The 14,705-nt window shown below is 59.2% G+C and carries 13 protein-coding genes and 1 pseudogene; 5 read left to right on the forward strand and 9 right to left on the reverse strand.

The features are described 5' to 3' along the window. The first annotated feature begins 46 nt into the window (after window positions 1-46). A complete protein-coding gene (locus tag PMI07_RS13630) occupies window positions 47-1,048 on the forward strand; it encodes a tripartite tricarboxylate transporter substrate binding protein (protein ID WP_007765933.1) in 1,002 nt (333 codons plus the stop codon). A gap of 78 nt (window positions 1,049-1,126) precedes the next feature. On the opposite strand, the pseudogene PMI07_RS35610 reads toward PMI07_RS13630, so the two are convergent. Beyond that, window positions 1,127-1,219: pseudogene (locus PMI07_RS35610) on the reverse strand (VapC toxin family PIN domain ribonuclease); the annotation flags it as partial. 90 nt (window positions 1,220-1,309) lie between these two features. Then, the gene (locus PMI07_RS13635) at window positions 1,310-2,644 is read right to left on the reverse strand and encodes an aspartate aminotransferase family protein (protein WP_007765926.1); all 1,335 of its coding nucleotides are present in this window, start codon (window positions 2,642-2,644) and stop codon (window positions 1,310-1,312) included. 141 nt (window positions 2,645-2,785) lie between these two features. On the opposite strand from PMI07_RS13635, the gene PMI07_RS13640 reads away from it, so the two are divergent. The 4 genes from PMI07_RS13640 (at window position 2,786) to PMI07_RS13660 (ending at window position 7,867) form a co-directional block, all read left to right on the forward strand. Next, window positions 2,786-3,334 carry a cupin domain-containing protein gene (locus tag PMI07_RS13640; RefSeq protein ID WP_007765910.1) on the forward strand — a complete coding sequence of 183 codons (549 nt, stop codon included), beginning with the start codon at window positions 2,786-2,788 and terminating at the stop codon, window positions 3,332-3,334. Window positions 3,335-3,676: 342 nt separating this feature from the next. After that, on the forward strand, window positions 3,677-4,762 hold the full coding sequence (locus PMI07_RS13645) for a cytochrome c peroxidase (protein WP_024163796.1): 1,086 nt from the start codon (window positions 3,677-3,679) through the stop codon (window positions 4,760-4,762). Between the two features lie 31 nt (window positions 4,763-4,793). Next, window positions 4,794-5,114, forward strand: a complete 321-nt coding sequence (locus PMI07_RS13650; protein WP_007751245.1) for a plastocyanin/azurin family copper-binding protein — start codon at window positions 4,794-4,796, stop codon at window positions 5,112-5,114. A 29-nt stretch (window positions 5,115-5,143) separates the two neighbouring features. Continuing rightward, window positions 5,144-7,867 (forward strand): EAL domain-containing protein, encoded by a 2,724-nt coding sequence (locus tag PMI07_RS13660; protein WP_007751246.1) that lies wholly within the window; start codon window positions 5,144-5,146, stop codon window positions 7,865-7,867. 214 nt (window positions 7,868-8,081) lie between these two features. On the opposite strand, the gene PMI07_RS13665 is transcribed toward PMI07_RS13660, so the two are convergent. The 7 genes from PMI07_RS13665 to PMI07_RS13695 form a co-directional block, all read right to left on the reverse strand. Then, on the reverse strand, window positions 8,082-8,615 hold the full coding sequence (locus PMI07_RS13665; protein WP_007751247.1) for a YidB family protein: 534 nt from the start codon (window positions 8,613-8,615) through the stop codon (window positions 8,082-8,084). A 51-nt stretch (window positions 8,616-8,666) separates the two neighbouring features. Further along, window positions 8,667-9,161 carry a DUF892 family protein gene (locus PMI07_RS13670; RefSeq protein WP_007751248.1) on the reverse strand — a complete coding sequence of 165 codons (495 nt, stop codon included), beginning with the start codon at window positions 9,159-9,161 and terminating at the stop codon, window positions 8,667-8,669. A 609-nt stretch (window positions 9,162-9,770) separates the two neighbouring features. Next, window positions 9,771-10,919, reverse strand: coding sequence for a Gfo/Idh/MocA family oxidoreductase (locus PMI07_RS13675; protein ID WP_197032493.1), 1,149 nt, complete (start codon window positions 10,917-10,919; stop codon window positions 9,771-9,773). A gap of 18 nt (window positions 10,920-10,937) precedes the next feature. Further along, window positions 10,938-11,702, reverse strand: a complete 765-nt coding sequence (locus PMI07_RS13680; protein ID WP_007751251.1) for a sugar phosphate isomerase/epimerase — start codon at window positions 11,700-11,702, stop codon at window positions 10,938-10,940. 34 nt (window positions 11,703-11,736) lie between these two features. Next, window positions 11,737-12,849, reverse strand: a complete 1,113-nt coding sequence (locus tag PMI07_RS13685) for an ABC transporter ATP-binding protein (protein ID WP_007751253.1) — start codon at window positions 12,847-12,849, stop codon at window positions 11,737-11,739. Between the two features lie 2 nt (window positions 12,850-12,851). Continuing rightward, on the reverse strand, window positions 12,852-13,763 hold the full coding sequence (locus PMI07_RS13690) for a carbohydrate ABC transporter permease (protein WP_007751256.1): 912 nt from the start codon (window positions 13,761-13,763) through the stop codon (window positions 12,852-12,854). Window positions 13,764-13,765: 2 nt separating this feature from the next. Beyond that, window positions 13,766-14,683, reverse strand: coding sequence for a sugar ABC transporter permease (locus tag PMI07_RS13695; protein ID WP_007751257.1), 918 nt, complete (start codon window positions 14,681-14,683; stop codon window positions 13,766-13,768). Window positions 14,684-14,705 lie beyond the last annotated feature (22 nt).

Raw genomic sequence — 14,705 nt, forward strand, 5'->3', positions numbered from 1 at the left:
AACCGAACTTAGTTCCAATCGTTTTGCATCCAAGGAGGAGAGTGCGATGACCGACACACCAAACATGCCTGTGACCCGCCGACAAGTCCTAGTGGGAGTGTCTGCTTTGACCTTAAGTGCCACCGGCTTCTCGAGGGCAATCGCTCAGACATACCCGACCCAGAACATTACGCTGATCGTACCTTTCACTCCTGGTGGTTCGACCGACATTCTCGCGCGCGTCATCGGGCAAAAGCTTGAAGTAGCGCTGAAGCAACCGGTGATCATCGAGTCACGGCCGGGTGCGGGCGGGACGGTTGGGGTTGCGGCGGTTGCACGTGCAACACCGGACGGACATACGCTTGTGATGGGCCATATCGGCACCCTTGGCGCGGCTCCCGCTCTTTATCCAAAACTCTCCTACGATCCATTGAAGAGCCTCGATCCCGTGAGTGGCATTGCCCAGGTGCACAACATGCTCGTCGTTCATCCGGATGTGCCGGCGAAGACGCTGCAGGAGCTGATCGAGTACGCGAAGCGGAACCCCGGCAAACTGAACTATGCGTCGGGCGGCAACGGGAGTGCGGCACACATCGCTATGGTTGCGCTCTGCGATCGTGCTGGCGTTCAGATGACGCATGTGCCCTACAAAGGCACCGCCCCAGCCGTAACCGACCTGCTTGGCGGACGTGTGCAGCTCACATTCACGGGCGCGCCGAACCTTATCCAGCACGTTGAGGCCGGCAAGATGCGTGCGCTCGCCGTGTCGGGTTCAACCCGTTTGAAAGCTGCGCCGGACGTCCCGACCGTGGCCGAATCCGGCTTTCCCGGGTTTGAGGCCTCGCAGTGGTATGGCATCCTGGCTCCGAGCGGGACGCCGAAAGAGATCGTTGATCGCCTCAACCAGGAGATCGTCGCGGCCCTGTCCGGCGCAGAAATTCGAGAGCGTCTAGCCCTCGAGGGAGCGGACGTATGGACGAATACGCCCGCGCAATTTCACGATCACATCGCCAAGGAGATCGATCGTTGGAGCGCCCTGATCAAAAAAACCGGGGTTAAGCTCGACTAATCAATGCACGGCTCTGATTGGTCGGCGCTCAAGAGAGAGCCGACCAATCAGACAGGCTAGACGTCACCATTGACATCGCTATGGGTCGACTACGATCACGCCGGTATCATCGAAATCCTGAACATTCCGTGTGACCACAGTTAAACCGTGAACCAGCGTGTCAGCCGCGAGGGAACCGGTTCGAACCGTTGACCTTCGGTGACAGACAAGCCGCAAAAGACCGGAAGGCGGGTCCGGTCCCATTCTTTGTTGGCCTGGAGATTAAGCCACGCGCTTTAGTGCGTCGCCGAGTATCGCTACGATCGTGTCGATCTGGGCCTTCTCGATGATCAGCGGCGGCGACAGGGCGACGATGTCGCCGGTCACGCGGATCAACAGGCCGCTGTTGAAGCAGTCGACGAAGACGTCATATGCACGCGTTCCGGCTGCTCCGCCCCGGGATGCCAACTCGACGGCGCCGACCAGTCCGAGATTGCGGATGTCGACAACGTTCGGAAAGCCCTTCAGGGAATGAAGGGCTTCCTGCCAGTAGTCGGCCAGTCCCGCCGCACGGGTCAGAAGCCCCTCCTCCTCGTAGATTTCGAGGGTGGCGATGCCTGCGGCACAGGCAACGGGGTGACCAGAATAGGTATAGCCGTGGAAAAGCTCGATCGCATTTTCCGCGCCTACCATCAGTCCGTCATAGATCTTGCGGCTCGCGAAGACGGCTCCCATCGGGATGGTGCCGTTCGTAATTCCCTTGGCCGTCGTGACCAGGTCGGGAACGACGCCGAAATAGTCGGTCGCGAACGGCGTGCCGAGACGGCCGAAGCCGGTGATGACCTCGTCGAATATCAGCAGGATGCCATGCTTGTCCGCCGTCGCGCGCAGCTTCTCAAGATATCCCTTCGGTGGCAGGATGACGCCGGCCGATCCGGACATCGGCTCGACGATGACGGCGGCGATGGTCTCCGCGCCATGAAGCTGAACGAGACGTTCGAGGTCGTCGGCGAGTTCGACGCCATGGGTGGGAAGACCTTTCGAAAATGCGTTGCGCTCGATGTCGAGCGTGTGGCGCATGTGATCCGCGGGGATCTGCGGGAAGACGCGGCGATTGTTGACCAGGCCGCCGACCGAGATGCCGCCGAAGCCGACCCCGTGATACCCCTTCTCCCGGCCGATGATCCGGGTACGGGTCCCCTGCCCGATCGCACGCTGGTAGGCGATCGCTATCTTCAAGGCGGTATCAACGGATTCGGAACCGGATCCGGTGAAAAACACTCGGTCCAGCTTGCCCTCGGCGCCGCCCGGCGCAGTCGAAGCCAGCTTCGCAGCGAAGTCGAAGGCGATCGGATGGCCCATCTGGAAAGTTGGAGCGAAGTCCATAGTTGCGAGCTGACGTTCGACAGCCTGGGCGATTTTCTTCCGGCCATGCCCGGCATTGCAGCACCAGAGACCGGCGGTTCCGTCGAGCACCTGGTTGCCGTCGATATCTGTATAGTACATGCCATCGGCTGCGGCGAGCAGGCGGGGTGCCGCCTTGAACTGGCGATTGGCGGTGAACGGCATCCAGAAATTTTCGAGCGTTGGTGCGTTTGTCTTGATCGCCTGATCCATGAGGGCCTCCTTTGGCATGACAATCAGATCGACGATTTCAGGAAGTCAAACAAGACCTTTTCTTCTGTTCCATAAGCCATTGAATATATGAGACCCACACGCTACCATTTGAGATATTCTGAACAACGTGAACGGATGCAAATGTCGATCGACATCGGAAACCGCCTCCGCTACCTGCGCATTGCCCACAATCTTTCCCAGCGGGAACTGGCCAAGCGCACCGGCGTGCCGAATTCAACGATCTCGCTGATCGAGTCGAACGCGTCCAACCCGTCCGTCGGCGCTCTCAAACGGATTCTCGACGGCATACCCATCGGTCTGGCGGAGTTCTTCGCGTTCGAGCCGGAGCGCCCCAGGAAGGCCTTCTATGCCAGCGAGGAACTGTTGGAGATCGGCAAGGGCACCATCTCCTACCGCCAGGTCGGAGAGAATCTGTTCGGCCGCAGCCTGCAGATGCTGAAGGAATGTTATCAGCCTGGCGCGGACACCGGGAAGGTGCCGCTCGTCCACGATGGGGAGGAAGGTGGAATTGTCCTCTCCGGAAGGCTCGAAGTCACGGTGGATGATGAACGGCGAATTCTCGGCCCCGGCGACGCCTACTATTTCGAAAGCCGACGTCCGCACCGCTTTCGCTGCGTGGGACCGGTTCCATGCGAGGTCATCAGCGCCTGCACACCGCCGACATTCTAGTCCCGTCGCGCAGCGCGCAGGAGGTCTAGCGGGAACCGCGGCCTTCCCAGAGAAAAAATGCCCTTTCAAAGCCTGGGATCAAACATCCAGGGCGGCTCATCTTTTGATTGAAGCGTATCCTGCAATATCAAAAGCTCAACAAATCGCCGGGGACAATTGAGACAAATTATTTAGCGAATCTTAATGCAACTGGAGAATGCTTTGGCGGCACGTTGCAGTCGAAGGTATTGGTAATACAGACGGCTGCATCGAGGACATAACGAAGAAGCGGCTACGCGAGCTTATCAGGCGGGAAGCGATCGCGGCAGCCAGCCGATATCGGCCCATGACAAGGTAGGTGACATGCTTGCATCTCATTTTCGACGCACAATGTTGTTCGGCGCGACAACAGCGACGATCCTTCTCGGCGTGGCCGACTCTGCGAGCACCAGCTTCGCTGCAGTTGTCGTTGGAGAGACGCATCGCATTGATACCAGTTCAAAATCCGCTGACGGCATCGAGGCGATGAAAGCCGGGTACCGGCGGCCGGACTCTATTCTGTTTCCTGCGGATAATCCTTACACGCCGGAAAAAGCGTCCCTCGGCAAGAAACTCTATTTTGATCCTCGTCTTTCGTCGACTTCCGCGCAGTCTTGCGCCAGCTGCCATAACCCGGGTTTTGGCTGGGGAGACGGGCTGTCCGTGGGCGTCGGCCACGGCATGGAGAAGCTAAGCCGTCGCTCGCCCACGGTCGTCAACGCCGCCTGGGGGGCAATTTTCATGTGGGACGGCCGCGCTTCCAGCCTTGAAGAACAGGCGCTGGGGCCGATCCAGTCCGCCCGTGAGATGGGCATGCCGATTGACCGTCTTGTCAATCGCCTCAACTCCATCACCTCATACGGTTCGCTGTTTGAGAACGCCTTCCCTGGCGAAGGGGTGAACCCCAACACGCTTGCAAAAGCGATCGCCGCCTATGAACGAACCATCGTCTCCGAACAGGCGCCTTTCGATGCCTGGGTAGAAGGAGACGAGCAGGCGATCTCCGAACAGGCGAAGCGCGGTTTTGTCGTCTTCAACACGAAAGGTCAGTGCTCATCCTGTCACGAGGGCTGGAACTTCACAAATGACGGCTTTCAAGATATCGGCCTTCCCGGCACGGATATCGGGCGCGGGGAATACCTGCCCGACATCGTCAAGATGCAGCATGCCTTCAAGACGCCAGGTCTACGCGAGATCGCCAGCCGGGCTCCTTACATGCACGACGGGTCCCTTGCCACGCTTGAGGATGTCGTCGAGCACTACGATCAAGGCGGTCTCGACAGGCCAAGCCGTTCCGATCTGATGAAGCCGCTCTACCTTACGTCGCAGGAGAAAGCCGATCTGGTTGCTTTCCTCAGGACTTTGACCAGTAACCTCAGCCCTACGGCAGTGCCGACCCTTCCTCGCTGAAACCTGACAACCCGGATACCAGGGAGATACCATGCGCCAGTTAGTCCTGATCACCTTCATAATTCTTACCGGCCTTTCGGTGGGCGCGCTTGCGGCCAGCCTGACCATCCATCAGCAGGGCCGCAAATTCTCCTCCGATAGCATCACTATAAAGGCAGGCGAGAAGCTGACATTCGTGAATGACGATACGGTCCCCCACAATATCTACTCGGCCAGCAGCGGAAACGAATTCAACCTCGGATCACAAGCCCCCGGAATGTCGACCGAGGTAACCTTCACGGAAGCCGGCGACGCTCAGGTGCTATGCGCAATTCATCCGCGGATGAAGATGGCCGTGAAGGTCACCAACTAATCTTACAGGCTGTTCCCAGGGGAACCGTAATGTCGATTCGCTACAAATTTTTCGGGGCATTCAGTATCGTTGTCGCCCTTGCCTGCGGGCTGGCGTTCTACGGCATTCGTAGCATCTCCAGCACGGGCGATCTTGTCGTAAACCTCTATGACGGCCCACTTATGGGGATTAATTATGCGCGCTCGGCGCATGCGGCATTAAACGAAGCCCGCCTTCTTCTGCAGCCAGGCCCCGGCGAGGCGCCGCCGAAGGAAACTGCCGAAAAATTCGAAAAGCTGCTCGCGGATATTGCTGACAACCTGCAAATAGTTCGAGAGCGGGTTAAGACAAAAGACGTCACGGTCGCCTTGGAGCGGGCCGAAAGCCGGCTTCGCGACTGGTCCGACGCAGAACTGCAAATTCTCCAACCTCCGACAGGCGGTTTGACTACTATTCCTGCACCATTTGCGATCGCGCGGAAAAGTGAAGCCACCGTTGCAGCACTCGACGATTTGGTGGAGATTGTCGCTGCATATGGCTTCGACTACCGGATGCAAGCGGAAGCGAAAGCGACGGCGGCGCGTGCCACCATGCTGACACTTGCTGTAGGCGCGGCACTTGCAGGGCTGATGCTTGCGATCGCTTTTGCCTATTCCATGAGCAAGCCGATCTTTGCTGCGATGCGGGTCGCGGAACGCGTCGCGACCGGCAATTTCACAGACAAGATCGACATCCGCCGCCGCGATGAACTCGGCCGTCTTCTGAACTCGCTTGTGGTAATGCAGACCACGCTCAAGGCTCGCGCGGATGACGATGAGGCCGCCAGGATCTCGAAAGAGCGGCTGACGCGAATGCTCGCCGCACTTAACGCAACCAACGAAGCGATCATGCGAGCGAAAACCCGCGAGCAGCTTTTCGAATTCGTCTGCAAGGCGGCGATCGCCGGTGCCAAGTTTACGTCGATGACCATTGCATTAGCGGAACCCGGAAACGAATTTCTTCGCATAGCAGCGGCGACCGGTCCCGGTGCCAAGGTGCAGAGGGGCCAGAGGATCGCGACGTCCAACGCCTATCCCGAGGGACGAGGGTTATCGGGAATAGCCTTCCGCGCAAAACGCCCCTGCATCAGCAACGATTATCTGGCCGACGTGCAATCCAAGGCCTTCCACGAGGCGGTTCGCCGCACCGGAACAAAATCGGGGGCGGCGCTGCCCTTGCTCAGCCAGAACCAGGCGGCGGGTGTCCTTCTATTCCTGTCCGCCGAGATCGGGACGTTCACGCCGGAGTTCGTCGATCTGCTGCAGCGGCTTGCTGCAAACGTTTCGTTTGCGCTTGAAGGTTTCGACCGCGCCGATGAAAAGGAAAAAGCCGAAGAACGCATCAAATATCTCGCGACACACGATACGCTGACCGATCTGCCGAACCGGGCAATGTTCAACCAGCTCCTGGGCTTCTCGATGCAGGAGGCGAGGCGCTACGAACGGCATTGCGCAGTTCTGTTCATCGATCTCGACAGGTTCAAGATCATCAATGATACCCTTGGCCATGCGGCAGGCGATGCCTTGCTGATCGAGGTTGCGCGCAGGCTCCGCAGCGGCGTGCGCAAGGGCGATGTCGTCGCCCGACTGGGGGGTGACGAATTCGTCATTCTCCTCAACGAGATCACCGAAATCCAGCATGTGGCAACCATCGCGCGTAATCTGCTCGCGTCGGTTAGCAAAACCATGGATCTCGGTGGACACGAATGCGGCGTTACTGCGAGCATCGGCATCGCAATGTTCCCTGAGGACGGCGACAACGAACAGACATTGATGAAGAACGCCGATATCGCGATGTACCTTGCCAAACAGGAAGGCAAGAACGACATCCGGTTCTTCTCGACCGAGATCGCAACGCAGTCCGTCGATCGCCTGATGCTGGAAGCAGGCCTGCGTCACGCTCTCGACCGAAACCAGTTCTGCCTTCACTACCAGCCAAAGCTGGACGTCGTGACGGGGCGCATAGCGGGTGTCGAGGCTCTGCTGCGCTGGAACCATCCAGAGCTTGGCATGCTTCCGCCCATGCGGTTCATACCGCTCGCCGAGGAGACCGGTTTGATCGTCGCGATAGGCCGCTGGGTCTTAAAGACGGCCTGCGCACAGAACATGGCGTGGCAACGCCAGGGACTTCCGCCGCTTTCCATGGCGGTCAACGTCTCGCCACGGCAATTCCTCGATGAAAATCTGTTGCGGGACATCGATGATGTGCTTGCAGCCACTGGAATGAACCCCAATCTTCTCCAGATCGAGATCACCGAAAGCATGGTCATGCTCAATGTGGACCGGGCAATTCAATTGCTTGATTCCATTCAGAGCCGCGGGGTCCGACTTGCGATCGATGACTTCGGCACCGGCTATTCGTCGATGTCGTTGATGAAACAGTTCCCGATCGACACCATCAAGATCGACCGGTCCTTCGTTCGCGATCTGCCGCACGGCTCCGAAGACAAAGCCATTACCCAAGCGATTATCGCCATGGGCAAGGCGCTCGGATTGACGGTCGTCGCCGAAGGGGTCGAGACGAAGGAACAGAGTGCATTTCTGACTCAGAATGCATGCGATGAAATCCAGGGCTTCCTGTTCAGCAAACCTGTGCCGTCGGAGGATATCGCTGACCTGCTCCGGCTCCAGCACGTCGACGCGCCAAGTCTTCAGCCGGAATTGAGCAACATCATATTGGATAGCGGCAAACAAGATCGCTGGAACAGCGACCCGGTCTTGGCGAGGGCTGAATAAATTCCATTCCTTGCCGGGAGAGGATTCACACTCCTTTGCAGCGCTACTAAGATCCTCGCATCTCCCGCGGCGGACAGCTGGCGCGCATTCGACAACACGGCATCGGGTGCTGCCGCGAGAGATTCTCTGACGATGCGCGACGAGTATCGCGTCAGCGCGCAAAGGATGCCCAATTGGCATTCGGCCGCGATGATATCGCGGCCGAATGAAATCTTCATATACTGAAGGGTTTGGTGGACTGCGCGGGGCTGCCGACCGCCGACGGGAGATCGTCGTCGGTTGGAATGCTGCCGTTGGGCGTGAGATCGTCCACGGCCTTTGGAAGGTCGCGGCTAAGCCGGCTCAATATTTCCTCGGCGGTAAGGCCCGTCCGAGCTGACAGATCCTCCAGTACCTCCGGGCCTAGGGCTTCGGAAAGCTGGCGGTTGTCGATCTCGGTATTCGGACCGGGACGAACCCAGGAGCTGGCAGTTTCGCCGTGTCCGTTCTGTTGGAATTGCTTGAGCAGGTCGCTGAGCCCGCCTCCCAGAATGCCTCCGGACGAGCCGCCGCGGAGAAGGTCTCCGAGCCCACCCGAACCGCTCGCGAGGCCGCCGAGCAGCCCACCGAGCCCGCCCGATGGCTCGCCATTGGGGCCTTTGGCCTGCGGGTTTTGCAGGTTCCGCAACAATTCGCCAATCTTGTCCCTGTTCTGATATCCGGCAATAGCCAGAACACCTAAAAGGGCTTTCATCGGTCCGCTTACCATATCATTCTCCTCCGTTGATATCCGTATGCAAGCCTCGGATCTGAAGGCCGTTCAACCTTCCGCCTTCTGGTTGACGACGGACGTGGCAATAGCCGTCAGGGTCAGATCTGTCGCCTGTTCCTCATCAAGGGTAGTCTGAAGAAGACCGGCGGCATCATTAAGGCCGAGCTCCAGCGCCCAGGTGCGCAAAGTGCCGTAGCGCGCCATCTCATAGTGCTCCACAGCCTGCGCGGCGGCAAGAAGACCGGCATCAAGGGCAGGAGAGCCTGCATACTCTTTCATGATCTCGTCGCCTTCGTCGGTAATGCCGAGGATCGCATCGCAGGTCTTGGCCTTAGGCTCCTTACCGATGATCTTGAACACCTGCTCGAGGCGTTCGACATGAATCTTGGTTTCGCCCAGATGTTTCATGAATGCGTCCTTGAGCTGAACGCTTTTCGCTGCCTCGTAGAGTTTCGGCAGGGTTTCGACGATCTTCTGCTCCGCGAAATAGACGTCCATGAGGGTATCATGGAAGAGGTTATCGAGTTTCTTTACGTCGGCCATTTGGTGGCTCCGTTGTTATGAGGACCGACCACGGAGGACCCGTGGCCGAGAGGGGAACTAGACGGTACGGTGTGTCGCCGTCTCGCTGAAAAAGGCAGTATGCCTGGTCCCCGAATGCTACCGGACCAGGAAGCAACGGCAGGTTCACGGGCAACGGCCTCGAACCTCTCAAGTTCCGCAAGCCTGCTTAAACAATTGGCTAGGGGGAAACTCTCGGTCGTGAGTTGGCGAGGATCGAAAGGTGTTTGAGGGGCAAGGCCGAGGTTGCCGGAGGAGTATTCTCAGCTTCCCCAGGTAGTTCGCCAAGCAAACGGGTGGCTCGATTTGCGGCAATCGCAATGTCAGACGTCGAGAGAGTACCTGCGCCATCAGGTAGCCAACGAGGCAATAGCGTGGGGAATCGCAATGAGCGTGGCAGCAAAACTCGAGAATATCGGCCCTACGCCCATTCGAGACATGGGGTATCGGGTGGCGATGAGCCCGCGGACGCCGAACGGTTTTCCCTCGCGTATTCCAGTCGAGGACTCCCCGGCAGAATATCGGTATCCATTCAGTCGCCGCGGGGATCCGGACGGGCGTACGGGTCGTCCGCACCGGCCGAAATGATATTCAGGCGCCCCCCGTTGGGGTCGCGGACGATGGGATCGGGATGCCGAGCTTCGACATGATGTTGATCCGCCGTCCGTGGGTGGCGGCCTCCATGATCGCGGTCAGAACTTCCAGCACATGGAACGCAACCTCGCCCGAAGCGCGGTGGGGTCTGACCATCGCGATCGAAGTGGCTAGGTCGGCGAGGCCCAGACCGCGATAGTTGGCGAACAAAGGCTTCACATCGTCGGGGAAGCCGGCCATGCCGGGATAGGGGTAATTGGGCTCACCGTAGGGCAGTGCAGAGGTATCGATCTCCTCCCAAGGATCGCGTCCGACGCCAATCTCGATTTTGCCCGCGAAGAAATTGGGATCCGGGATCCGCAGCGAGGCTTCGGTTCCGTGTAGTTCGAGTGGCGGCAGGCTGTGCTTCCAGATATCCCAGCTGTAGGAGAAGCTGACCTGCGCTCCGCAGTCGAAGTAGAGCATCCCTTGTACCGTCGTGAAGACCTCGACCTTGATGGTCGCGCCCTGACGGGCGGCTCCAGGAGTCGTGATCGTTCGCTCCGCAAAGCCGATCATGCCGCTTGCCTCCACGGCGGCAACCGGACCCAGCAACGCCGTCATCAAGGCGATATAGTACGGCCCCATGTCCAGAACCGGCCCCCCGCCCGGTTTAAAGAAGAAATCCGGGCTGGGGTGGCGGGACTCCATGCCGTGGTTCATCATTGCCGACGTCCCGATCAAGGGCCGGCCAATACGGCCCGAGACGATCAGGTCGCGCGCCGTCGACGGACCGGGTCCAAGAACCGTATCCGGCGCAGAGCCGATCCGAACGCCAACCTCCGCCGCCGCGTCCAGAATGGCACGCGCATCGGCCAGCGATGTCGCCAGCGGCTTTTCAAGATAGACATGCTTGCCGGCCGCGATTGCTTCCAAGGCTATGGGAGCGTGGGCTTCCGGCACCGTCAGATTGAGGATAGCGTCAATGTCATCGCGCGCCATCATCTCCTTTACACCCATTGCGCCGATGCCGTATTGCGCCGCCTTCGCCGCGGCAGCGTCCGGCCGGATGTCGGCCACGGCGGCAATCTCGAAGGAGGGAAAGAACGGGGCATTGCGCAGATAGATATCGGAGATGCTGCCGCAGCCGACCACGCCGACGCGCATTGGAACCTGACGTGTCATTTACGCGATCTCCCCTGCGAAAATCCTGAGCTGCGCCATGGCCTTCCTTGCAAAGCGGACGTAGTCCTTCGGCATGTCGTGCTCCGCCACGGAAATGCTTGCGCCGGCCTCGATCGCCGCAACCCAGAGCGCGTCCCAGGGCAGGATGCCTTCACCGGGATCGGCCCAGCCCATCTCGTCCTCGTTTTCGCCCGGGCGGGCCATGTCCTTGAAATGGATGCCGCATATGCGCCCGTGGTAGCGCCTCATCCATTCGAACGGGTCCTGGCCGGAGCGAGCCAGCCAGGCGACGTCCATTTGCCACTTCAATTCTTCGCCCAGGATATGTTGGATGGCCGTGCTGCCGTCCTCCAGCCGAGCCATGTCCCAGTTGTGGTTGTGCCAGGCAAAGCCGAAGCCCTCCGCCTCCACGCGTCTGCGCATGTCATCCAGACGCGCGCCGATCGCCTTCCAGCCGGCGACGTCCGTCGCGCGGTCGGCCGGTGGCAGGAAGGGCACGATCATGGTTTCTATGCCGAGAATACGGGCTGCGTTCATATGCCGTTCAAGCTCCGATTCCAGCGCCGCAAGCGCGAAATGACCCGTCGGAGCGGAGAGATTGTATTGATCGAGCAGCTCTCGCATTTGTGCCGGGTTTTCATAGAGATCGCGATAGGTCTCGATCGCCCGGAAGCCGATTTCGGCCACACAACGAAGCTGCTCGGAAATTGGTGGGAACTCCCTCGCTGAAAAAATCTGGAAGGAGAAGGGTTGTAGCATGGTCATCTGGAGGACTTCTTCCGATATGTATTTTTGAAGATTAAAGACGCAGACCGCTGGCGGTATCGAAGAGATTGATCTTCGTTGTCGCCAAACTTAAATGCAGGATGTCCCCCCGACCTCCCTCGAACTCGCCCGGAACCCGCAGGGCCAAGGCGTTCTCGCCGATGCGTCCGTGGACGATCGTTTCCGGGCCCATGGCCTCGACCAGGGTGACGGACATTGCCGGTCCGTCACGATCCTCAGACATAGGCTGCAAATGCTCTGGCCGGATCCCCAGTACGGCAGCACCCTGGCGAAGTGGTCCGACTGGTTCGTAGCCGGCGAGTGGAACATCCATGGCAGCAGATCGGAAACAGGCACCGTCAGGGCCTATCTCGACCCTTCCGTCGATGAAATTCATACCCGGCGTACCGATGAAGGACGCTATGAAGCGATTGGCCGGGCGATGATAGATTTCATGCGGCGTGCCGAGCTGCTGGATGATGCCGTCCTTCATGACGGCAACTCTGTCGCCAAGCGTCATGGCCTCGATCTGATCGTGGGTGACATAGATCATCGTGGAATCGAGATCCTGATGCAGGCGTTTCAGTTCAACCCTGAGTTCGGAACGCAGCTTCGCATCGAGATTCGACAGCGGCTCGTCGAAGAGAAAGACGCCGGCCTTCTTGACCAATGCCCGGCCGATGGCCACGCGCTGCCGCTGCCCCCCCGACAGCTCCCCGGGGCGGCGTTTCAAAAGTGGTTCCAGTTGCAAAATCCGCGCCGCTTCGGCAACGCGAGCACCGATTTCGGCTTTCGGAGTCGATGTCATCCGAAGACCGAACGACATGTTCTGCTCGACCGTCATCCTTGGATAGAGCGCATAGGACTGGAACACCATGCCAATGCCTCTCTTCGAGGGTTCCGCATAGGTCACGTCAACGTCGCCGATGCAGATCTGGCCTGAACGGATGTCGTTCAGCCCCGCGATCGCGTTCAGCAGTGTGGACTTGCCGCATCCCGACGGTCCGAGCAGAACCAGAAACTCACCGGTTCGGACATCGAGGTTCATCTCTTTCAGGATTTCCAGATCGCCATAGGCAATGGTCAGGTCGCGAACCGAGACGCTGGAGCGGGCTCCCAGGGGAACGGAGGGGGTTGCTTCTATCATGATCAGCCTTTCACAGCCCCGGCGGTTACTCCGCGAACCAGGAGCTTGCCCGAGAGAAAATAGACAAGAAGGGGAACGAGGGCGGTGATGATGGTCGCGGCCATGTCGATATTGTAGTTGCGCTCGCCCTCGACCGTATTGACGATGTTGTTGAGCTGCAGGGTCATCGGCGCATACGAACTGCCACCGAAAATGAGCCCGAGCAGATAGTCGTTCCAGATGCCTGTCACCTGCAGCACCAGGGCCACCACGAGGATCGGCATCGACATGGGGAGCATGACGTAGACAAACATCTTCCAGAACCCGGCGCCGTCGACACGCGCCGCCTTGAAGAGTTCCGGCGGCATGCCGGCATAGAAGTTGCGAAAGAGCATCGTTGTCAGCGGCAGCCCAAAGACCACATGGATGCCGATCAGGCCGCCCAGCGAACCGAACAGGCCGAAATTGGCGAGCACACGGGTCATTGGATAGACGAAGACCTGATAGGGAATGAAGGCACCGAGCACGAGACCGCCGAACAAAAGATCGGCCCCGCGCGGCTTCCATGTCGAAATCGCATAGCCGTTGATCGCCCCGAACAGGACGGAAATGATGACCGCCGGAACGGTGATCAGGACCGAATTGACAAAGCCGCCGCGAATCCCGTCGCAGACGAGGCCTGTGCAGGCCGACGACCACGCCGCGATCCAGGGTTGGAACGTCAGGTTGTCTGGCCATGCCAGGAGATTGCCGAGCCGGATTTCATCCATGGGCTTCAGGGAAGTCACCAGCATGACCCAAAAGGGCAGAAGGAAAAACAGCATGCTCGCGAAGGCGAAGATATACAGTCCAATGCGGCCCGGAGAAACGAGCCGGGGCCTGCCGAGGGGGATTGGCTTGCGGTCGATCTGCATAGCCGAAGCTCGACGATCCATGTTCAGTGACCTCCCGAATTCCTGGCCTTACGCGCTTCGCAATACATCCAGGGTCCGACGATGGCGACGACGCTTACAAGGATGAGCGTGATGGAAGCGGAGGCGAGGCCGATGTTCTGTCGGGTAAAGAGGCTGTCCATCGCAAACTTCGCCGGAAGCTCCGTTGACATTCCTGGGCCGCCATTGGTCAGCGCCACTACGAGGTCGTAAGCCTTGACCACGGAGATGGCGAGCATGATGACGGAGACGGCGACCATTGGTCTGATCATCGGCAGCACGATCCGCAGATAAACCTGCCAGGTCGGCACGCCATCGACCTTTGTCGCCTTCCATATGTCTGCGTCCACACCGCGCAGGCCGGCCAGCAGGATGACGGAGATCAGGCCGGTCGATTGCCACGCTCCAGCAATGATCATGACATAGATCGCAAGGTCCGGTCGGGTCAGCCAGTTCAGCGTGAACGTTTCCCAGCCCCACCCCCTGACGGTCGACTGGATGCCCAATGCCGGGTTGAACATCCATTGCCAGGCGAGCCCGGTGACCACGAATGACATGGAATGGGGGTAGAGGAATACGGTCCTCAGGAACCCTTCGCCGCGGATACGGCTATCCATCACCACGGCTAGAAGGAAGCCAAACACCAGACAGCAGATTATGAATCCCGTGCCGAAAACCAAAAGGTTCTCCACGGACACCGACCAGCGTGGCGTCGCCATCAACCGGCGATACTGGGAAAGCCCCACAAAGTCGAATTGTGGAAAGCCCCGGGAGTTTGTAAAGGACAGCACCACGGTGAACATCAGGGTGCCGAGATAGGCCATCAACAAGATGGCCCACGCCGGAACAACGGCAATTTGCTCCATACGGATGCGGAACGGAGGACGGCTCGGTGGGCGCCGCCCGGGTGTGGTGCTCTCCATCGTGATCTCGCTTTCCGCCAAA

This window comes from Rhizobium sp. CF080 (genome assembly GCF_000282095.2).
Classification (GTDB): domain Bacteria; phylum Pseudomonadota; class Alphaproteobacteria; order Rhizobiales; family Rhizobiaceae; genus Neorhizobium.